At 48.6% G+C, this 20628-nt stretch carries 27 protein-coding genes (1 of these 27 only partly in view); 5 read left to right on the top strand and 22 right to left on the bottom strand.

All coding sequences use genetic code 11. The annotated features are described in order from the left end of the window. A protein-coding gene (locus MTH_RS09035) for an inorganic phosphate transporter (RefSeq protein WP_010877487.1) crosses the window boundary here: on the top strand, positions 1-640 show its 3' portion. 341 nt of this gene lie to the left of the window's left edge; 640 of the gene's 981 nt are visible here — the last part of the coding sequence; the start codon falls outside the window, past its left edge; it ends in the stop codon at positions 638-640. Here MTH_RS09035 and MTH_RS09030 read toward each other — a convergent pair. From MTH_RS09030 to hdrC, 7 genes are all read right to left on the bottom strand, one after another. Then, positions 637-1005 carry a CBS domain-containing protein gene (locus MTH_RS09030; RefSeq protein WP_010877486.1) on the bottom strand — a complete coding sequence of 123 codons (369 nt, stop codon included), beginning with the start codon at positions 1003-1005 and terminating at the stop codon, positions 637-639. The genes MTH_RS09035 and MTH_RS09030 overlap by 4 nt on opposite strands. A 19-nt stretch (positions 1006-1024) precedes the next feature. Beyond that, complete coding sequence (locus MTH_RS09025) at positions 1025-1945, bottom strand: 2-phosphoglycerate kinase (protein ID WP_010877485.1); 921 nt, start codon at positions 1943-1945, stop codon at positions 1025-1027. Positions 1946-1998: 53 nt separating this feature from the next. Next, positions 1999-2670, bottom strand: coding sequence for a metallophosphoesterase (locus MTH_RS09020; RefSeq protein WP_010877484.1), 672 nt, complete (start codon positions 2668-2670; stop codon positions 1999-2001). 14 nt (positions 2671-2684) lie between these two features. Then, positions 2685-3209, bottom strand: a complete 525-nt coding sequence (locus MTH_RS09015; RefSeq protein ID WP_010877483.1) for a DUF2096 domain-containing protein — start codon at positions 3207-3209, stop codon at positions 2685-2687. Further along, the gene (locus MTH_RS09010) at positions 3206-3472 is read right to left on the bottom strand and encodes a DUF749 domain-containing protein (protein ID WP_010877482.1); all 267 of its coding nucleotides are present in this window, start codon (positions 3470-3472) and stop codon (positions 3206-3208) included. The genes MTH_RS09015 and MTH_RS09010 overlap by 4 nt, the downstream gene beginning before the upstream one ends. A gap of 64 nt (positions 3473-3536) precedes the next feature. After that, positions 3537-4445 (bottom strand): CoB--CoM heterodisulfide reductase subunit B, encoded by a 909-nt coding sequence (gene hdrB, locus MTH_RS09005; protein ID WP_010877481.1) that lies wholly within the window; start codon positions 4443-4445, stop codon positions 3537-3539. 12 nt (positions 4446-4457) lie between these two features. Then, on the bottom strand, positions 4458-5426 hold the full coding sequence (gene hdrC, locus MTH_RS10135; protein WP_048061164.1) for a CoB--CoM heterodisulfide reductase subunit C: 969 nt from the start codon (positions 5424-5426) through the stop codon (positions 4458-4460). Between the two features lie 178 nt (positions 5427-5604). On the opposite strand from hdrC, the gene MTH_RS08995 reads away from it, so the two are divergent. Next, a complete protein-coding gene (locus MTH_RS08995) occupies positions 5605-6336 on the top strand; it encodes an archaeosine tRNA-ribosyltransferase (RefSeq protein ID WP_238374208.1) in 732 nt (243 codons plus the stop codon). Between the two features lie 51 nt (positions 6337-6387). On the opposite strand, the gene MTH_RS08990 is transcribed toward MTH_RS08995, so the two are convergent. Continuing rightward, positions 6388-6951 (bottom strand): class I SAM-dependent methyltransferase, encoded by a 564-nt coding sequence (locus MTH_RS08990; RefSeq protein ID WP_010877478.1) that lies wholly within the window; start codon positions 6949-6951, stop codon positions 6388-6390. 266 nt (positions 6952-7217) lie between these two features. Between MTH_RS08990 and MTH_RS08985 the strand changes: the two genes are divergently transcribed. Then, positions 7218-7415, top strand: a complete 198-nt coding sequence (locus tag MTH_RS08985) for a hypothetical protein (protein WP_010877477.1) — start codon at positions 7218-7220, stop codon at positions 7413-7415. Between the two features lies 1 nt (position 7416). Here the strand turns inward: MTH_RS08985 and dph5 are convergent, their stop codons facing one another. Continuing rightward, positions 7417-8211, bottom strand: coding sequence for a diphthine synthase (gene dph5 / locus MTH_RS08980; protein WP_010877476.1), 795 nt, complete (start codon positions 8209-8211; stop codon positions 7417-7419). 96 nt (positions 8212-8307) lie between these two features. On the opposite strand from dph5, the gene MTH_RS08975 reads away from it, so the two are divergent. Further along, on the top strand, positions 8308-9366 hold the full coding sequence (locus MTH_RS08975; protein WP_010877475.1) for a class I SAM-dependent methyltransferase: 1059 nt from the start codon (positions 8308-8310) through the stop codon (positions 9364-9366). 34 nt (positions 9367-9400) lie between these two features. Here the strand turns inward: MTH_RS08975 and mtnA are convergent, their stop codons facing one another. From mtnA to MTH_RS08920, 11 genes are all read right to left on the bottom strand, one after another. Continuing rightward, entirely contained in the window at positions 9401-10330 is a 930-nt protein-coding gene (gene mtnA, locus MTH_RS08970; protein WP_048061163.1) for an S-methyl-5-thioribose-1-phosphate isomerase, read from the bottom strand. Positions 10331-10346: 16 nt separating this feature from the next. Further along, a complete protein-coding gene (gene nifB, locus MTH_RS08965; protein ID WP_010877473.1) occupies positions 10347-11213 on the bottom strand; it encodes a FeMo cofactor biosynthesis protein NifB in 867 nt (288 codons plus the stop codon). Between the two features lie 4 nt (positions 11214-11217). Next, a complete protein-coding gene (locus MTH_RS08960) occupies positions 11218-11775 on the bottom strand; it encodes a methanogenesis marker 17 protein (RefSeq protein ID WP_010877472.1) in 558 nt (185 codons plus the stop codon). 1 nt (position 11776) lies between these two features. Further along, positions 11777-13015 carry a methanogenesis marker 15 protein gene (locus MTH_RS08955; protein WP_010877471.1) on the bottom strand — a complete coding sequence of 413 codons (1239 nt, stop codon included), beginning with the start codon at positions 13013-13015 and terminating at the stop codon, positions 11777-11779. Continuing rightward, positions 13008-13454, bottom strand: coding sequence for a methanogenesis marker 5 protein (locus tag MTH_RS08950; RefSeq protein WP_010877470.1), 447 nt, complete (start codon positions 13452-13454; stop codon positions 13008-13010). Before MTH_RS08950 ends, MTH_RS08955 begins: the two co-directional genes overlap by 8 nt. Beyond that, positions 13451-13822 (bottom strand): DUF2111 domain-containing protein, encoded by a 372-nt coding sequence (locus tag MTH_RS08945; RefSeq protein WP_010877469.1) that lies wholly within the window; start codon positions 13820-13822, stop codon positions 13451-13453. The genes MTH_RS08950 and MTH_RS08945 overlap by 4 nt, the downstream gene beginning before the upstream one ends. 10 nt (positions 13823-13832) lie before the next feature. Beyond that, positions 13833-14279: a methanogenesis marker 6 protein gene (locus tag MTH_RS08940; protein WP_048061162.1), complete on the bottom strand. Its 447-nt coding sequence runs from the start codon at positions 14277-14279 to the stop codon at positions 13833-13835. Then, a complete protein-coding gene (locus tag MTH_RS08935; RefSeq protein WP_048061161.1) occupies positions 14254-15795 on the bottom strand; it encodes a methyl-coenzyme M reductase-associated protein Mmp3 in 1542 nt (513 codons plus the stop codon). Before MTH_RS08935 ends, MTH_RS08940 begins: the two co-directional genes overlap by 26 nt. A 64-nt stretch (positions 15796-15859) precedes the next feature. Next, positions 15860-16846: a methanogenesis marker 2 protein gene (locus MTH_RS08930; protein WP_048061160.1), complete on the bottom strand. Its 987-nt coding sequence runs from the start codon at positions 16844-16846 to the stop codon at positions 15860-15862. Positions 16847-16961: 115 nt separating this feature from the next. After that, a complete protein-coding gene (locus tag MTH_RS08925; protein WP_010877465.1) occupies positions 16962-17987 on the bottom strand; it encodes a DUF2117 family protein in 1026 nt (341 codons plus the stop codon). A 16-nt stretch (positions 17988-18003) separates the two neighbouring features. Beyond that, positions 18004-18495 (bottom strand): type II toxin-antitoxin system VapC family toxin, encoded by a 492-nt coding sequence (locus tag MTH_RS08920; protein ID WP_048061159.1) that lies wholly within the window; start codon positions 18493-18495, stop codon positions 18004-18006. Positions 18496-19090: 595 nt separating this feature from the next. Here MTH_RS08920 and MTH_RS08915 point away from each other — a divergent pair. Then, complete coding sequence (locus tag MTH_RS08915; RefSeq protein ID WP_048061158.1) at positions 19091-19621, top strand: MogA/MoaB family molybdenum cofactor biosynthesis protein; 531 nt, start codon at positions 19091-19093, stop codon at positions 19619-19621. Positions 19622-19644: 23 nt separating this feature from the next. Here MTH_RS08915 and pyrE read toward each other — a convergent pair whose 3' ends face one another. Further along, a complete protein-coding gene (gene pyrE / locus MTH_RS08910) occupies positions 19645-20187 on the bottom strand; it encodes an orotate phosphoribosyltransferase (protein ID WP_010877462.1) in 543 nt (180 codons plus the stop codon). Between the two features lie 141 nt (positions 20188-20328). Beyond that, on the bottom strand, positions 20329-20562 hold the full coding sequence (locus MTH_RS08905) for a PRC-barrel domain-containing protein (protein WP_010877461.1): 234 nt from the start codon (positions 20560-20562) through the stop codon (positions 20329-20331). Positions 20563-20628: the final 66 nt, after the last annotated feature.

The following is a 20628-nucleotide window of genomic DNA, read 5'->3' as shown; positions in this document are numbered from 1 at the left end:
CGGGGTTGCTGCAGTTGGGATCCAGAACATGCGGCTGGATGTCATCGGATTCATAGTCCTAAGCTGGATCATATCCCCCCCCCTCGCAGGTCTTTTAATGGGATTCCTTATATACCATGCCATCAGGAATATGATAATAAAAGCACTTCAGGGTATGGGACTCAGGGATCGTGCTGAGAAGATTTTTTCCTATCTCCAGATAGCGAGCTCATCATTCTCAGCCCTTAACCTCGGGGCTATAGATATAGCTGTTGCCACAGGGGTTATATTCGCAGTGGGAAGTTTCGGAGGAAACTGGATCAGAATCCTGGGGGCCATCGGCCTTGTTGCGGGAATCCTCCTTGCAGGTAACAGGGTTACAGAAACAATTGGGAGAAGGATAACAGATCTAACACCAAGCAGGGGCTTTTCAGCCCAGCTGGCAGCTGCAATTATAGTTTACCTTTTCATGGGTTATGGTATGCCTGTATCACCAACACAGACACTCGTCGGATCAGTGATAGGTGTGGGAATTGCACATGGGACATCAACAGTAAAGTATGATGTTATAGGACACATAGCCTATACCTGGATAGTCACGATACCCACATGCATTATCCTATCATCTGCAATATACATTATTACTGGATTCTGGGGTTAAAGAGTTTTGAGGGCCCTTATGATATCCCCATCGGCAATTATGCCAACCATATCCCCATCATCCACCACAACAAGCTGGTTTATGATTCCCTCATCAGATGAGTAGTCATTCATCTTTTCAATGGCATCTGCCAGGGTCTCCCCCGGGGCCACGGTTGCAACATCCTTTACCATGACCTCACCGACTGTGGTTCCAAGCTCATAGTTGTCAAGTATGAGGTTGTGACCTAGGTCTGATGCGGTGACGATTCCAGCAAGCTTACCTTCCTCCAGTACGGGAAGTGCGCTTATCCTGTGCTTCATCAGTTTTTCAAATGCAAAAACGACATCCTCAGATGGCTCGACTGTTATAACATCACGTGTCATTACATCCTCAACCTTAACCTCATTCAGTCTTTTCAGCACCTTTTTCTCCTCCTTTAACAGTTGTCTTTGTTAATGATTTGATGATCGAGTCAATTGTTGTTACAACATCTATGTTCTCAATTACAGGCACACCGTGTTTTCGTGCCTGGTTTTCTATGTATCTGTGAATCCTTCTGATGGCCCAGAAGTAACTTATGTATCTTTTAAGGGGTCTTCTGGCCCACATCTGCCTGCAGCGTGAATAGAACCTCCCCTTATGAACGTTCTCATCAGAGACCGTCAGGACAAACATTGCAACGTTTTCCTTGTTAACAAGGTCCTCCCTTATGAAACCAGGGACTATGTGCACGCCCTCAATAACTATGCTTATCCCCTCTGTCAGCGCCCTCTCAATTACTGCCTCCACACCTATGCTCACACTTTCAACGTGGTCCCTGAATCCTATGAGGACCTCGTCTAGTTCCGGTGGTGGGGGTATCCTGAGGGACTGGTAGGCTGTGTAGCTGGATTCGTAGATGGATGGAAGAAGTTCCCTGGAGACTATCTTACGCATGACCTCTCTTATCATGTCGGTACTTATCATGTTCCTTATTCCAAGGCGGTTTGCAACTTCAAAGGCGATTGATGATGTTCCCACACCTGAAGCACCGCCTATGAGTATTATGAGGGGCTCCTTGCACTGTCTTATCTTTCGCCAGAGCATGTACTTCTCTGCAACCTCGGGGTCCTCCTTCCTGAGATGTTCAGAGACGATTTCAACCAGTTCCTCAATGGTTATCAGATCCACCTTATTCTTTTTAAGGTGAGCCTCAATCCTTGAAGCGAAGGTGTATGCCCTGTTTGGATCCATCTCTGCCCGGGTCAGTGAACGTGCCAGAACACCCTTGGAGAATGGCTCTGTGTATTTCTTTCCACTTACCTCTCCCTGAACCATTATCATGATCTCACCTCAAAAAGAATTCAGTGATAATCTGGAATCCAGTTTTTATATATTTAACTGGATTTGAGGTTTAAGATTTCGGCCCTTACGGAGCCATCATCGTCAATTTCAATGAGAGCTGCCCTGCCCTCGGAAAGCTGCCCCGGGTTTACTATGAGGGTTTCACCAAGACGTTCCACACCGGGGGACTCATGGATGTGGCCGCAGATGTTGATGCATGGCTGATGCTTCTCAATCACATCCCTCACACCGGTGCTTCCCACGTTATCCCCGGAGGGAATCCTGTCAACACCGGTTCCATGTGGTGGTGCATGGGTTACAAGAATCAGCCTATCATTCCCTTTGAGGTTCTCAAGGAGTTTATCCAGTTCGCTGCGTATCTCATCCTCTCCCAGTTCAAGGGGTGTGTTGAAGGGTGTTGGATTGGAACCGCCAAGTCCGCAGAAGGTAACATTCTTAACACTGAGGGTTCTCGCGTGGATATTGATGGCTCTGGAATTTTCGATTCTGGATGCGATCCCATGGGGGTCACAGTTTCCAGGTACAGCTACCACCGGTATCTTGTGTGATGCCAGGTCATTTAGCAGTTCCTCGGCAAGTTCAGGGGGACCGAAGTGGGTTATGTCCCCGGCTACAACAATAATGTCCACCCTGTTATTTTTCAGGTAACTGTGAAGTTCCGGGATGTTTGATCCATGGAGGTCACTAACTGCAAGGATTTTCACGAAAAATCACGCCCCTATTCCCTGAAAAATGAGCCTATTTCTCTAAGGCCTTTCTTTATGTCCTCTGAGTCACCGTAAATCGCTATAAGGTCATACTCTTCGAATTCTATTATCAGACTGTGGGTTTCGGCGATGTCCTGGACCCTGTCCTCTGCAAGTGGTTCCCTGAGGTGAACCCTTGCAGCTGCAAATCCTGGCGGCGCCCCGACAATGAATTTTGATTTGGTCTGTGGGGGTCTGTGGACCTCCTCCCCCCTAGCCGCCCTTTTCAGTTTTTCAATCCACTGTGCAGGGTAATCTGAGGAGACTGTCTCTGCGAGTTCAAGGAGTTCCTCCTGGATGGAGTTTAGCATGTCATTTATTCTCTTGAGCTCCTTCATCATTTCAGGGTTTTCAGGGTCTGATTTGTAGAAGTTTATTGACGTCCTGACCAGCCTTACGTCCTCTGTGATTGATGTGGGTACATCCACATCCCTTTTTCTAAGGTCTGTTAGAAGTTCAACCAGGACAAACCATGTCTGTTCTACTGGTAGTGTCATAGGTGTCCTTCCAGAATTTTTAGGGTTGTATGATTTATCTTTGCACCTGCCTCCTCCAGCTCCTTTCGGATCTCATCAACGCTGTTGTAGGAGCTGAGGAAGAGCACATGGTTGCTCTGAGTGCCCTTAATGGATATTATGGCTATTTCATCATCATCTGAGAGCTTCTTTTTCTCAAGTCCCGCCTTGTAGTCCACGAAGGGTCTGAATTCTTCTGGAAGATCCTTAAGGGTGAATATTCCCTTTAAAGTGGCTATAAACAAAAAAACACCTCTGGTTTACTTTATGGGAGTTTAACTCCCCTGAAAAAATAAATAATTTAGGGGTTTATCCGCTTCCAGGTGCGAGGCGGTCGAGTTCCTCGAGTTTTTCAAGGCACTCGTCGACACATACCTGGTGAGCGTCAACCACAAGGTCCTCTTTTGGAAGACCCATTGCAAGTCCCAGCAGCTGTGCAAGGTGGAGTACTGGTATGTCGAATTCTTCACCGAACTTGTCCTTGATCTCCATCTGACCCACGTCAAACTGAAGGTGGCAGAATGGGCAGACGTTGACTATTGCATCCACACCTGCTTCCTTCATGTTTCTGAGTTTTTCCATTGTGAAGTCCAGGGCAACATCCAGGTCCCTGGATCTTACTCCACCACCGGCACCGCAGCACATCATCTTGTCCTTGTAGTCAACTGATTTTGCTCCGGTGACCTCAACAAGTTCGTCCAGTATTGTTGGCCTTTCAGGGTTGTCTATGTTTATCTCTTCGCTTGGTTTGAGGAAGTGGCATCCGTAGTGCACTGCCACGTTGAGGTTGAGGGGTTTTTCAACGACTTCTGAGAGTTTGTCAAGTCCCACATCATTGTAAAGAATTTCAGCCAGGTGCCTTACGTTTATTTCACCCTTGTATTCCCTTCCTGCTTCCTTGAGGATCTCATTGATTTTTGCCCTCATTTCCTCGTCTTCCTTGAGGAGGTGGTTTGCTTCAAACAGTGACCCGAAGCATCCGTTACATTCTGTCATGACGTCTGAACCCATCTCCTCAGCGATGGTGATGTTCCTTGCTGCTATTGCAGCCCATGTTGTCTTGTCGAATGAACCGAAGACCCCTGGTGCCGGGCAGCAGAATGCCCCTTCCATGTCCTTGAGTTCGATTCCGAGTTTATCGAAGAGGACTCTTGTTGCCTTTTCAATTCCAGGGTACCTGTTGTTCATGATACATCCTAAAAAGTATGCGATTTCCATTTACATGCCTCCCTATTCTAGTTCACCTGTTTCCCAGTTGTATCCTATTAACTGGTCGAAGCCTGTTGCCTTGATGATTTTCTGAACCTCTTCAAGGGCTTCTGGGAACTGGTGTGTTGTTGGTGGTAGTTCTCCGAGGCCAACTGCCTTTCGGAGTTCCATTGTTGCGTCGTTTATTGGCACGCCATGGCCTGTTTTTATAACGAATGATCCAACTGCCTTGTGGGCTGGTGCCATGAATCCTGCCTTGGCTGCCTCGTTCCTTGCAAGTTTCACAACATCCACGATTTTGACCTTACGTGGACACCTTTCCTGGCAGGAGTAGCAGGTGGTGCACATCCAGAGTGCTGGATCTGAGATTATTTCGTCCTTTAATCCCACGTTGGCCTTCCTTATTATCTGCCTTACCCTGTATGGGGTTCTTCTTCCTGATGGGCATGAACCTGTGCATGTACCGCACTGGAAACAGTATTCCAGACTGTCTCCGCCTGCTGCTTTTATTTTTTCAGAGAATTCCTTGTCAATATTACCCTTTCTGATTATGTTTTCCTCTCTCTGCAGTAGGGTCATTATATCACTCCTTTCGCTTTTTTCCTCCTCATCCTCTGATTCCTCATCGGAATCAGAATCCTCCGAAGAGGTTTCATCCTCAACAACCTCCTCATCTTCATCGGAGGTTTCAGCTGGTTCTTCAGTTTCAACTTCATCAGCATCTGCAGTTTCCTTCTCTGGGGCTTCAGGGACCTTAACAGTCTCCTCAGCCTCAGGGGCCTCAGAAACCTTCACAGGTTCCTCAGGGGCATCGGAGGTTTCAGATGCAGATGATGAAGGTTCAGCTGAAGGTTTTTCTTCAGGTTGAGGTTTCTCAGTTTCTTTAATGGGCTCGCTGGGAGTCTCTGTTTCCACTGGTTTCTCTGTTTTGCTGTCCTCTTCCTTCTTCTCACCCATCAACATTTCCTTTAGGCGTTTTAGAACTGACATTGTTTTCACACCCTGAAATATCCCTGGTTAGCAAACCTCAGATTTTTCTTATTAGACTGTGACTCTCATCTCTATATAAAGATTCCTAAAATTCGCGAGAGTGTAACCTTTAAGGTTACAGCATTCTGGAAATGGTTAAGTAGAAGGGTGCCTCAAGTAGGTATGACGGTGCATGATCATGAGCAGATACCAGATAAAGTTACATGACGGTCCTGCAAGGCTGGGCCTCCTGGATGATACTGAAACACCTCTACTCCTTGAACATGACGGGATGGAGATAGCACCCCATGAGACCATACCCTACAGTGTCCCCAGGGAAATTGCAGAGTGGGGTGTTGATGAAACCCTCAGGATGGCCTCAGGTTCCGCTGCAGATTATGCCTTCATACATGGATCCAGCTACCAGGACCTGCGGATAAGGTGTGCCCTTGAACTTGAGGAGATGGGGTTCAGGAGGCTCATAGTGGCAAATATGGATGAACTGCTTCAGAGGCCCGGTGACCTTGTGAGAATTCTAACTGCACTGAGGGAATCTTTGAAGCCTGAAACCCTGCTTTGCTCAACCTTCTCACACCCTGCATTCATTCCCATCCTCACCTACATGGGCATGGACCTCTTCTCAGATGCCACTGCAGAGCTATATGGGAGACTCAACATCCTCCTGACAGAGAGTCACACCTATCCACTGGACACCTACGGTATCTGTGATGCTGGAGCAGGGGATCTCATGGAGAGAAACAGGCACACCCTTGAGCTAATAATCAGCGAGGTCCGTGAGCATATCAGAAACGGAACACTCAGAAACCTTGTTGAGGAGCGTGCTGCCTCATCACCCCAGAACATGTCAGCGCTGAGGATTCTGGACCGTGAGAAGCAGGAATTCCTCCAGAGATACACACCTCTATACTAATTTTGCAGTACTCCAACGATTAGACTCCAGCAGCTAATGGGCCGGCTCCGGTCACAAAGGAGACCCCACAACAAGATAATGAAAAGACCCTGCATCCACCACATCCTCGACCTCAAATCCCTTTTCCCTGAGTATCCCGATGACCTCATCCTCAGATAGCCTCAGGTCAAGGTGTGGACCCGGGGTTCCTGGAATTTTCTTAAAATCAACTATGGCGAGTTTACCATCATCCCTCAGAAGTCTCCTCACCTCGGCAAGGAGGAGGTCAACCTCCCCATTTGCAACTATCCCATGGAACACGTTTGCCATGAAATAAATGTCAACTGTCCCATCGGGGACCGGAAGCCTCCCTGTTATATCATCAAGGAGTGTTACAATGTTTTTGATCCCTGAAGCGGCTGATCTGAGGGCTTCAACTGATGGTGGGTATATGTCAACTGCAATTACCATTCCCTCATCTCCCACAGCATTCACCGCCTCAAGTGAAATGAAGCCATCACCACATCCAGCATCGAGGAACGTATCTCCTGGTTTCAGTGGAAGCAGCTCAATCAGTTTCCTGGCGTCTATGAGGTCACGTGTTGATTTACCCCCATCAACATGCACTCTGCCCACACTAACACCTCCTCGGTTATGAGAAAAATGTCATGCCCCTGTAACTACTCTGCTTCTAAAAATGAATAATCTTTCGGGATAGGACATCGAGAATATTCCATAATCACAATAATAACTTTCACAACCACACGCATGGTGTCTCTTCAGAAACCATGAACATTCCATAATCACTGACGAAATAACCGCCAGCCCAGACGACACTGAAAATCCATGATCGCTGCCAAGTTATAAATAAAAACCCTGACAGATAATTAAGTGGTGTTTAGATGATAGAAAAGATGGAGCTCACCATGATAAACGGGACCGTCCATCACTTCAAGAGGGGTGAATTTGGGGTTGAAATGATAAAGGTTGATAAGGAGAAATGCGTCATACTGGTGAGCTTCTCTGAGAGGGAATTCGGGAAAAGGGAGATAATCATCCCCCTCCAGAATGTTGAAAAATGTGAGTATCTCCTGAGATAGGCTATAGGATCATCCTCTCCACCACTGCCCGGGGTGCCCCTGCAATCTCAACAAGATAGTCCGCCTCAATGAAATGAAGGCCCGCCGGGACCACAAGACAGTGGAGTGGATCACCGAAGTCCTCCTCAACGAGTGTAGCTATTTTATCAGCCCTCACAAGGGGCTTCTCAGAGCCAGCCCTTGCTATGACAACTGCAAGGGTTTCGCCACTAATTGTACCATCATCAAGTTTCTCTGATGCCTTCAGGAGATACCTGAGCCCCTCAGTTGCCGTCATGTATCTATTCCTGTGGGCCTCGATATCCAGGAGCACAAGGGAGTGGGAACCTGCCTTAAGGTTCTCCCCTATGTTGGTGTAGGGTGATGTGGGAAAGTAGTTATCAGAGGTGAATGGTATTGTGATTATCCTTCCAAACTTGTAGGCCTGAAGGCCTGCGAGACCAGGAGCGGCTGATATTATGGATGACGAATGGATAACCCTTGTCTCTATGCCCCTCCTGTGGGCGTCTATGAGAAGCTCCGTGTGTGTTGTTGCAACAAGGGGATCCCCTGCAACAAGGAGGGCCACATCAAGCTCCAGGGCCCTTTCAATGGGGATTCTTTCCTCCTCGATTTCTCCCCTCCCCAGGACCTTCACACTCCTACCTATTCTCCTCTCGATTGCCGATAAACTGGACCCCTGGAGCATTGCAGTGTAGAATTCAGCGTAAACCTCGTCACAGTCCTCTATGGCCCTCAGGCCCTTGATTGATATGTCATTCTCGTCGTAGAGTCCCAGTCCAATTATGTATAGCATCTTAACCCTCCCTAATCAGTATCAGAAACCATTAATAACGGTATATATGCACGTGACCAATATAATAAGTGACTCAAGATAGGGGAAGTTTCAATCATGAAGGGCTTGAAGGTTCCAAAGAGGATGGCGAATGATATCATAAAGATGCTTGTTGCTGGGTCACTGCTGAACAGGGACTACCGTATAAGCCGGGACCATGAGCACGTTTACATACCCCTCAGGGAGGACGTCAGGATCCCTGAGATCGATGGTGCTGAAATTGTTGATCGGGAATTTAAGGAGAGCAAACGCTCCCCTGCAAGGTTCACCGACATACTGAAATCAAAAATCCCTGAAGACGCCCTTGCATCAATCAGGAGGTCATTTGACATAATAGGAGATACTGTGATACTTGAGATACCGGAGGAGCTTCAGGATTACCGTTTCATCATTGGTGAAGCCGCCCTTGAATTCACAGGCAGAAAGGCTGTCTACATGAAGAGGAGTGGTGTGAAGGGAGTTACCAGGACCAGAGAACTTGAACTGATTGCAGGGTCAGCGCTGTCAGAGACCATACATCAGGAGTATGGAAGCCGGATAAAGGTGGATATAAAGGACGTGTACTTCAGCCCCAGACTTGCAAATGAGAGGGAAACTGTAGCGGCTCAGGTGAAGGATGGTGAGGTTGTCCTTGACATGTTCGCCGGGGCTGGACCCTTCGCCATTGCAGTTGCAAGGCATGGAAGGGCTTCACGCGTCTACGCCGTTGACATAAATCCTGCGGCTGTGAGGTACATAGAGGAGAATGCCAGATTGAACCATGCAGAGGATGTTATAGTTGCAGTTGAAGGTGATGTTAGGGAGTTTCTCAGGGACAGGGAGTGCTTCGCTGACCATATTATAATGAACCTCCCTGGAAGTGCCTGCGAATTTCTTGATGATGCCATCAGGGCCTTGCGGGACGGTGGAGTGATACACTACTATGAATTTGCAAGGGACTTCAAAACGCCTGTGAACCGTTTGAAGGAGGCTGCGAAGCCCTTCCATGTTGATGTCCTTGATATGCGGAGGGTTAAATCAAGGAGCCCCGGGGTCTGGCATATGGGCATCGACGCAAGAATAAGGAAAACTCCCTCTTCAGATACAGAAAAAAATGAAAAGGGTATAACTCCCTGATATAAAAAAGGGGTTTATTCTATGATTTCAGAGTCTAGAGGGGGTCAAGGATACCCTTCTCAGTTATAATACCTGATATGAGGTCCGATGGTACGATATCAAATGCAGGGTTAATGGCCTCTGTATCCTGCGGCGCTATCCTGCATCCACCATAATATAGAACCTCTGCAGGATCCCGCTCCTCGATTTCGATGTCATAGATGGAGTTTTCCGTGTCAAATGTGCTCATGGGTGCTGCAACATAGAAGGGGACATTGAAACGTTTTGCTGCCAGGGCAACCATGAGGGAGCCTATCTTATTTGCCACGCCCCCCTCTGCGATACGGTCGGCGCCTATTATCACCTTATCGATCATGCCAGTCTGCATCAGGTAGCCTGCTGCAACATCCGTTATCAGCTTAACGGGTATGCCCTCCTGCTGCATCTCCCAGACACTGAGCCTTGCACCCTGGCCGACTGGCCTTGTTTCATCACATATGACTGTTAACCTTTTCCCATCATCCCATGCGGCCCTTATAACCCCAAGGGCTGTTCCGTAGTCAACGCAGGCAAGGGCCCCTGCATTGCAGTGGGTTAAAACCGTGTCACCATCCTCTATGAGCCCAGCGCCGTGTCTTCCTATTGCCCTGTTGGTCTCCATGTCCTCCATGTACATTGTGATGGCCTCATCCAGGGGAGATTCTGATTTCATCACACGGTCAACGGCCCAGAACAGGTTCACTGCTGTTGGTCTAGATGCCTTTATTTCCTCTGCTGCCACCTCAACATCCTCACCGGCGAGTTCCGCCATTGCAACCCCGAATGCTGCTGTAACCCCTATTGCCGGTGCACCCCTGACAACCATGTTCTTTATGGCATATATAACGTCCCTGTAGTCCCTGCAGCGGAAGTACTCGAGGGAGTCAGGTAGCTTGCGCTGGTCGATGAGGACCAGCTCTCCATCCTTCCATTCAATGGTCTTCATGTTCATCTATCCATGGTCAGTAGTGGCTTGCTGGTGTCATGTCAAGGTGTTTATCAGCTTCTTTCTTCCCGGGGATTCCGTAGGCGTCTGCCCTGCACTGTGTACATGCCCTGAACACTGGTATTATCTTTTCAACTTCGTTGCGGACCCTCTCGATCTGTTCACATGTTGGTCTCGGGTAGTCCTTCATCTCGCCCATGGGGATGAGTGGTATTATGTTCATGAGGGACGCTCCCCTCTTTTTAACCTCCCTTGCAATGTCAACTATGTGTTCATCGTTGAGTCCGGGTATGAGGACGCTGTTGACCTTTACAATTATCCCCCTCTCAGCGAGCTTCTCAATACCCTCCAGCTGGTTCCTTGAGAGAACTTCAAATGCCTCCCTTCCATGGTAGACCTTATCCTTGTAGACGACGAAGGAGTATATCTTCTCCCCTATCTCGGGGTCCACTGCGTTCACGGTGACGGTGACGGTGTTAATCCCAAGTTCTGCGAGTTCATCTGCCCTGTCCGGTAGGAGAAGTCCGTTGGTGCTCATACATTTAAGGAGGTCCGGGAATTTCTTGCTGGCCTTTTTGAAGAACTCGAATGTCTCCTCATTGGCCAGAGCGTCTCCTGGACCGGCCACACCAATTACACTTATTGGCATCTCCTCCTTAACCTTTTCCACGTGTTTTATGGCATCATCAGCTGTCATGAGCCTTCCTGTAACCCCAGGCCGTCTTTCACATTCATTTATGTCCCTGGTGCAGAATTTACAGTGAATGTTGCAGCGGGGTGCTATTGGAACATGTACCCTTCCAACCCTGTCATGCAGTTTCTCGTTAAAGCATGGGTGGGCCTTTGTTATGTGTGCAAATCTTGTCTGTCTCTGATCTGGCATTTCTTCACCTCATCCCGTCAATTATCTCCTTCGCCTTCAGGACCCATTCATCCCTGAGTACCTCATCGGTGCATACGAGGGCTATCAGGTTGTCCTCAGATAGATCCCTTATAACCCGGAATCCCTCGGGTATTATCCTGAAGATTGCATCGTATACCCTCTTCTTGAGGTTGAGTGAGGGGTCATGGACCGTCATTCCTGTGATACCCGAGACCGGGTCCTCAATTATCACCTCAAACCTCGAGGGCTGGCGGACCCTGCCCCTTCCCTGTGTTTCCCATAACCTTTCAAGTAGCTGTGGGAGGTAGGTCTCATCCTTTATCCTTAGATGAATGGAACCCGTGGCCTTATCAACCTCCATTTCAGCCATATCCTCAAGGTGAATGGGTTCGGATGTTTTCTGTGTCTTAACAGCTATTATGAAAACCGGTTCCCTTGGATCAACCCATATCCTCAGGTCATCTATGGCCCTTGAAAGCTGCAGGTCCTGGAGAACCTGCCTGGTGATTATGTCGTACACCGCTGCCCCGCGGGGGTCATAGCATTCTATCTGTATCCCCATATTAACCCTCACCGGCCTTCTTCATCCCTGAAACAAGGAGCGCCGCTCCCACTGCACCGATGTGCTGTGAGTATGGGGGCACTATGACATCTATACCTCCAAGGATGTCGCTGACTGCCTTGACAAGGCCCTCTATAAGTGATGTTCCTCCAACCTGTATGAGGGGCTCCCTGACATCTATTTCCTGAAGCTGTTGCTCGTAGACCTGTTCAGCCACAGAGTGACATGCTGCCGCTGCTGCATCCTCGCGGGAGGTCCCTGCTGCCAGGGCTGTGACAAGGTCCTGTATACCGAAGACTATGCAGTAGCTGTTCAGAAGGGCCTTCCTGTAAGTGCCCTTGAGGGCGAGGCTTCCGAGCTCATCTATCTCCACGCCGAGTCTCCTGGCGGTTATCTCAAGGAAACGGCCGGAGGCACCGGCACAGATACCCCCCATGGTGAAGTTGTCTGGTATGCCATCGTTGACCGTGATGACCTTGTTGTCCATACCACCTATGTCCAGCACCGTTGCCTCTCCCTTCTGGTGGTCTGCCAGGAACACCGCACCCTTGGAGTTGACGCTCAGCTCCTCCTGGATTAGGTCCGCCCCGTAGTGCTTCCCTATTGTGAGTCTACCGTATCCTGTGACACCCATTCCATCAATATCCTCAAGTTTGTAGCCGGTCCCTGAGAGTGCCTCCTCTATGCCCTTCTCTGCTGAACCTATGACATCGGTTGTTGGCAGCCACCCGGTACCTATGACCTCATTATCCTCCATGAGTACAACCTTGGTTGTTGTTGATCCTGAGTCGATACCCAGGGTGAGGCCCTCCTGTTTCTCCCTTGCCAGTATGCTCTTCCTTGCGACTATGGTGGCCAGGGCCTCCATACGTATGAACAGTTCATCTGCCTTGGTCCTCTCTGTGAATGAGTAGGTTACCACTGGCAGTCTGGTGTTCTGCTGGATGAACCTCCTGAGCTCATTCCTTACAAGGGCGCCCTCGGCACATCTGAAGCAAGTTGCTATGAAGACTGCGTCGGCATCTGTTTTACCCTCCACTAGGGACATTGCCCTGGCTATCATCAGTTTTATGCTTGAGCTGGCACAGTTGAACCCGAACTTTTCATAGGCCTCATCTATGTAGTCGAGGTCAGCCTCGGGGATCACTATCTCCGCCCCGAAGGTTTCGGCGGCCTTTTCAATTTCCTTCTGAACACCGCTGTAGTCGGTTCCGCATGAAATCTGGGCTATTTTAACCATTTTGAGCCTCCAGTTCATCTAAGAAATTATTTATCTTATTGACAACATCTATTGTCTCCTCACGTGTGCGGGGATATTTAAGTTCAAGGGTTGGTATGCCCCTCTTCCTGAGCTGGAAGACGCAGAGTTCGTTGGTTCTTGCGCAGCCTATGCACCCGAAGCCGAAGGGTGCCTCCTCCATTATTATGGCTGCATCTGCCTCCTCTATGAGCGGGCCGAAGATTGACATCCTCCCCCTGACACCTGATGGAACCTCTATTGCAGCGTACTTCAGTCCCCTGATTGGGTCCTCTTCGGTTATATTGAAGGGAGGTGAGTCTATTTCAGGGTCTGTGACCTTCTTTTTTATTTCCTTCTGGATTACCAGTGGCTCATGTCCCCTTCTCTCAACAAGATCCGCCAGTATCAGTGAGTTTGGTGGAAATATGGCTATCTTCAATAGAATTCCCCCTTATCTGTGTCCTGGGGTCTTCTGGCTATCTCAACCATGTCTGTGAAGAGTCCCTTTGTCGCGTCAACGATGCCCACAGCACATATGACCTCGCCCTCTTCCTTGAGGGGTACGACAACGACGGGAATCCCCCGGTAGGGTCCCCTGTCAGGTGTTTCCCTGGCTATTTCCCCTGATTCCAGGACCTTCTCAAGTACGGGTCCTGTGTAGTTATCATCCACCACCTTTCCGTCCTCTATTCTGAGGCCGGGTGATTCCCTGCTCCTTATTGTTAGGGGCAGGCGACTTACAAGTTCATGTATGCAGATGCCAAGTTCCCTCAGTTCCTCTCCAGTTGATGATGATGTTATTTTCATTTTAACCAGCCTATGTTTTCTGTTTTGATTTTTGAGCTTTTTCAGCTATCCTGCGGAATTCATCTACAGGGATCTTCTCCTTTATTTCGGGTGCGACCTCCTGCGGGTTTTCAAGGGCCTCACATACGTAGCCCAGGAGTTTGAATTCCTTCTCAAGCTGATGGTATCCCTCCCGGGCGGCCCCCCTGTGTCCTCTGCATCTCCGGGGGTCTCCCGGTGGAAAGCCCCTCTCCTTCGTGAATATGTTGGGGGGGTCAAGGCTCCTTATCCTTTTTACGGCCTCCATCACCACGTCCTCATCTCCATGGATAAGTGCTCCATAGCATGTTGACTTTATTGTGAGGGGAAGGCCAAGGAGGTGGAGTTTCTGGACAAGTTCCGATGAACTCAGCCTCGCCGATGGGCCCAGTATTATCATCCTGGTTGCCTTTTCACCCTCTTTTTCTTTCCCGGACATATACGGTATCCCCCTCTTTCAGTTTTTCAACATTCTCAATTCCACCTGTGATTTTACCTATCATGTTGGTGCCATTGAATGGTTCCCCTGTGGGGCCATATTCATCGTTGTCTTCGAGTCTGACACCCACCATGCCTATGTGGCGCCGTGACATGTTGGTTATGCCTATGTTACCCTTCTTAACGCATCTCTCAGGTGTATTTTCAGGTATGAGGCCCTTTGCCAGTGATTTATCGCCCTCAAACATGACCACCTTCATTCCAGGGAAGGCGAAGTGTACCTTGAGGGATCCTATCGGTGTGTCGATGAGACCTGTGAGCCTGCGGAAGTACCATGAGGATCTGGGGGCAGCCGGATCAAGTTCTATCTCAAGAATCTTATCCGGATCAATGCCAAGGGTCCTGACCTTTCCCTCCCTCAGGATGTCCATGGTGTAGGGTGGGTCCTGGACCACCACAATGGCATCATCGTCCATTATACCCTCACGTATCTGTTCTATACCGTATTCCCTGAGGTAATCCTCAGCCTCCTTCTGGGTCATGGCCACGGTCATTATCCTTCCGGGTTCGCATTCCACTGTTATCTGGTCGCCCTCGCCTGCTATGTCAACCAGTTCCATGCCCTCTGTGACATGGCCTATGAGGTTATGGGATGGGGTTGAAACCCTATCCTCCCTGTAGATGTAGACCCTTCCAGAGCCCCTTCCCGTGTTTCTGAGTGTCACTGCTCCACGGTTTCTCTTGTCGATTTTTTCGGGGTCTTTTTTTATCCCCTGGAGTGAGTAAAAGCCTATGAATGAATTTGCCTCGTAGTCAACCCTGAGTTTCCCGTCCTCCACCATGGAGAAGAAATGTTCCACTGACTGTGGTGATTCAGGGGAGGGTTTAACCTTCACGTAGGTGAAGAGCTGGTTTCCATCCTCAAGTTCCGTGTTGAGGTCTGTTACAGCGGCGCTCTCAACTATGCTCTTCCTCTCAACAACGGGTTCAACCGATTTAACCACGTCATCCTGGGTTAACCTCTCAACTGTCCTTTTTCCCCCGGTTATCCTTGCAAATACTCCTCTGTTCTCCCTTGGGACACCGTATACTGCTGAATGGGGTTCCTTTGATATTATTATATGTGTTGAATCCGGGCTGAATCCTGAGAGGCTCATTATAACCTCATCTTCATCGTAGGTGAATTCGTCCCTTGAGGGTTCCAGTTCTGTCCTTAGGGGCCCCATTGCGATCTCAGATGGTGTGGTCCACCTGATGCGCATGTTTTCAAGCTCAGTGTAGATCCTTCGCCATTCCTCTACTATGCCAGGTGCATCGTCCGGCAGAAGTTCCAGAAGTATGCTGCCTGTCGTTGTCCTGATGCGGTATGTGTCTATCGTCCTCTCAAGTTCCCTTGTACCGCTTATGAGGCACACCAGTGTCCCCTCCACGTAGGGGGCGCCGGTTGCCTCAAGGGCATCCCTCACCGTGGATCCATCCGGAAGTTCTACTTCCTCCCCGTTGACCTTAACAAACATGATTTCTCCCTCATAGACTTTCTTCACTCAACCTGTTTCCCCAAATCAATCTCCACATAATCTTTCACAATCTCTCCTCGGTCACTCCTGTTATTATTTCACTTTTAAGGTCAAAGAGGACCCCCTCATCATCATCAACCCTCAGATAAAGCCTCTGATCGGCTATTATTTCGCCAGCATCTGATGCTGTTATTCCGACGGACTCCAGTAGCTCCACACATTCATTTACATTTTCAGGTGCTGCCGTTAAAACAAAACCTGATCCTGGATACATCTTAAGCCAGCTGTCCCAATCAACGGATCTGTTCCTTGGAATGGATTCCATTTCAATTCTCGCCCCCACATTCGAAGCTTCAAGGAGCATTCCAAGTGTTCCGAGTGTGCCAGGGTTACTTATGTCCTTCCCTGCGGTTACGAGGTGCCTCTCAGCAAGTTCTGCCATGATGTCTATCTGTGCCTGCACATCCTCGGGGCTCTTATGCGTGGTTGTATCCCAGTTCAGTGGAAATGACGGGTGTGGCCTTCCATCAAGGTCTATCCCAACAATTACCCGGTCCCCTGGCCTGGCGTCACAGCTTGTTATGATGGCATCCTCGGATGCTATCCCTGCAATTGAAACATCAAGGGCATCGTAGGGGGTGTCGGGGTGAACGTGACCCCCCACCATTGGAACCCCGAATTTATCTGCACCATCCCTTATGCCCTCCATGACACTGTAACAGGTTTCACTGGAGTTTATTGACAGTACATTGACCATACCCACAGGTTTACCACCCATGGCCGCGATGTCATTAACGTTAACAAGGACGGAACAGTAACCTGCCCAGTAGGGGTCGGCGTCCATCAGGCGGCCCCATATGCCATCTGCGGCCAGTAGAAGAAGTTTCCCGTCCCCGATCCTTATTGCAGATGCGTCGTCACCGTAGCCGAGGTAGGTGTTTCCTGAAACATTGTAGGCATCATTCAGAATAGAAACAATATTCTTTATCGGTCTTTTTCTTGTTACACCCTCAAAATTTTTAAGGGAATGGATGATATCATCTAAATCCAATTCCACACCTCTTTGTATCGTTTAGGTGTATCTCACAGTGTATTCTGCACCTGTATTATCTATAATCTGTAGCAGATCCTTTTTAAAAGTTTCCAAGTCCTCCACTTCAATTGTGTCACTGCCCCTGAATAGCTCCTGTAGATCTCTCACCCACTATATCATCCCATCCTCCCTCAAATTCTATTATGATGGAACCTGAGCATTTGAAACCATTCCTGACAACCCTGTCAATGTCTCCATCTGTGATGCCAATGATCGGAACGTCAAACCTGTAGAGTATGTCTGCTGCCACAAGGGTCGTGTCGTCTCCCACGGTGACAACCAGGTCAGCGTCATGAAGGCTGTAGATGTCCTCTGCTGCGTGGTTGAGGAAGGAGACCCTGAATCTCTCCTTATTATTTTCTCTTAGCTTCACCTTTCTTGGCTTTACATCGGATCGTCTGAGGAGTCCTGTCTTCACCACCGCGTCCCTTAGGTTAACCCTTCCAAGCTTTTCGACGCCGTGTTTCTTTATGCGGCCCCCGATTATATCTGTGATTATGCCGTTCTCTGCAACCAGTGTGACGTCATCTGAGGTTGATGTCCCCACCACTATACCGTTGACAAAGATGTTCTCGTTCTCTGAGACACCCACGAGTCTGCGGTATTCCCTGCTATCGGGTTCCTGTTCGTTGCATGGCTCTCCATGGAATATTTCACGGCATATCTCCTCAGGGTCCACCAGTTCAAGTCCAAGTTCATCTGCAAGCTTTTCTGCGAATGGGAGTACCTCCCTCCTCCAGGGTACAACACTTCCATCGGGCTCTCCAGGTCTTTCTATCTGGACCATGGGCGGTTTCTTCTCCGACCTCTGGAATACCTTGTAGCCGAAGCCGTGGCCGGTTATGCGGGATTTTCCATAGTTCATGAGTACAACAAGGTCATGGCCCTCCTCTGCACAGAGGTCAACCGATTCACTGGGAAGTCTCTTCTCTGAGATGTCTATGATATCCTCAAGGTGGGCGTCGTAGACAGCTGTTCTTCCCATGGTGCCTCCCAGTCTTGCCTTCACATGACCGTATTTTCTAAGGAGTTCTATGAGCTGTGCTGCGTAGCCAGAATCAACAATGTGTGGTCCGTGAACAACCACTCCTATATTCATGAAATCACCTGAAGTTTCAGTTTCTGTGCCTCTTGCGGACTATTCTTGAACCGCATATCTCACATTCCTCAAATTCATAGTCCAGGGGGTACACCCTCCGGCACCCGGTGCATACCCGTCTCCAGCTGTAGGTGTCCCTTATACCTGATGTTAGAACACTCCTGAACCCTATACCCAGGATTTTCAGTGTGTTCTGTATTGTGTAGTCGTCTGTTATCACAGTGACGTCATCCTTCCCCCTCAGGGAAACTGCAAGGCCTATGACCTCCATGTCTGTGGGGGAAAGTCTCATTATGTCTCCTGATTCGCTGATGGCGTCCTCCACCACCTTCATGCTCTCAGGGTCGGGTTCGGTTATTTTGAGTCTACCTTCCCTCAGTGCATCCTCCAGTATCATCATTGACCTGAAATCCCTGATCTCCTCTGTGACCGATCTTACAGTGTAATTTTCCCTTCCCTCTGGCACGTATCCATTTATGAAGGCAGACGCGTCAAGAACCTTCTTCATAAAAACCACATTATCAATATGCATGGGGGTCTCTGTCTTCAGCTTTGAGGGATCACCCTAATAAATGTACCCTGAGATGATGAAGAGGAAAAATGCAATCAGCTGCACTGCCCCAGGAAAGATTCCTGCAAAAATGTGGATGTCTGTTTCCATCCTTAAAGTCTTCAGAGCTGCTGAATGGTAACCGGGCTGACATGAAAAAGTATTACCACAGAATCTAATAAAAGTGTTAAAAACATGTTTTTTGGATTTAAATGGTTTTAAAACCTTTGAACTGGATTATGGCTCCCAGATGCTGATTTAAATAACCTAACGAAAACTTTATAAATAGTGCTGTTAATATATAGTAAACGGGTAGGGTCCAGGACTTTTAAAACTTATTCTGGTCTTTTAAATTGGAATTGAAACCGCCTCCAATCCAATATCAAACCCTACCCAGACCAAATCGTCATAAATTTTTATTACTTTTCTCTCCTTGTCAGAAAGGGGATTATAATCATTTTCGGTAAGCTAAAAACCAGAAGACTTATAAATCACGCCCACATAAATAAATTGTTACATCCATAATTCAGTATTAAGTAGACGGTTGATGAATATGAAAAGTCAGAGTATGGAGGAGCACAGGGCCTCAGCTCCAGAGGATATCAGCTGCGGTGTCATCACCCTCAGTGATTCAAAGTACCGGGAGTTCCAGGAGACCGGTGAAATACCCGAAAGTGACACATCTGGCAGACTCCTTGTTGATGCACTCTCCCATGATTACAGTGTTTCAGAATACACTGTGATACCCGACGATGGTGAGAAGCTCATCTCTACAATTCATGACATGATCGATGAAGGGGTATCAGTCATATTCACCACAGGCGGCACCGGCATCGGGAGCCGTGATATAACCGTTGAGACACTCAGGGGGATCTTTGAAAAGGAACTTGATGGTTTCGGTGAGATATTCAGGTATCTCTCATTCAAGGAGCTTGGAGCCGGGGCAATACTCAGCAGGGCAACTGCAGGCGTTTACCGGGGGACCCTCATATTTGCACTGCCGGGATCGCCCAACGCGGTTAAGCTTGGAATCGAAATTGTGGTCCCGGAGATCGGTCACCTTGTGAAGCACCTGCGGGAATAGTGAAAAAAATAATAAGAGAATGTTCAGGAATGGTTGAAGTCAGATACCGAAAGGAGGGGTATGAGGGTTATGCCCTCCCTTTTAAATTCGTCTACAGCCCCTTCCTCACGGTCAACAATAACAAATGCCTTCTCAACGATCCCACCGTTCTCCTGAATTGCCCTAACAGCCTTAAGAAGAGACCCGCCAGTCGTTGTAACGTCCTCAACCACGGCAACCCTGTCACCTTTCTGCAGATCCCCCTCAATGAGTTTTGATGTTCCGTATCCCTTTTTCTCCTTTCTTATCATCAGGAGCGGTTTTCTGGAGTAGAGTGACACCGCAGTGGCTATTGGGACCGCTCCAAGGGCAGGACCTGCTATCCTGTCCACTTCACCGGCCGCATCGGCTATTAACCTCGCTATAACGTCAAGGACAGCCGGCTCCGTTACCGCCCTCTTTATATCAACGTAGTAATCGCTTTCCCTGCCTGATGAGAGGATGAATTTACCCCTCTGAACGACATCCATTTCAGACAGAAGTTCTATAAGCTCCCTTCTGAGTTCCTCTGTATTTTTGACCTGCATATCTTACAGACTCCCAGCTCTGGAACGTAGCAATCTGAACATACCTGTGCCCCGCAAAGTCTACACGTGTGAAGAAAACCTGCACGCCCGCAGATGCTGCAGATTCCCCTGAGCTCCAATCTCTTCACCGGCCCCTGGGGTCTATTCTTCAGGGCCTTTGAGGAGTATCTTGTCACCTATCTTCTTGACCATTTCATAGGGGACTATTGTTTCACCCTTTGATAGGCCAAGGCCCTCTGATATTCCGCCCTTCCCAAGAACAAGTGATTCTATTGCCTGGGATTCTATGTCGACTTCCACGTCCTTTACCTTCCCTATGACCTTTGCAGAGCTGTCAAGAACCTCTTTGCCAACCATTTCCTCAACTATTCTCATAATACCACCATTTAATCACTGTATTTATTATTGGTCCTATTGGTATTTATAATTTTAAATGCAGTT

Origin of the sequence: Methanothermobacter thermautotrophicus str. Delta H, from assembly GCF_000008645.1 — an archaeon.
In the GTDB taxonomy this organism is placed as follows: domain Archaea; phylum Methanobacteriota; class Methanobacteria; order Methanobacteriales; family Methanothermobacteraceae; genus Methanothermobacter; species Methanothermobacter thermautotrophicus.
Note: the sequence above shows the minus strand (reverse complement) of the source record. Positions and strands in the feature narration are given on the sequence as shown.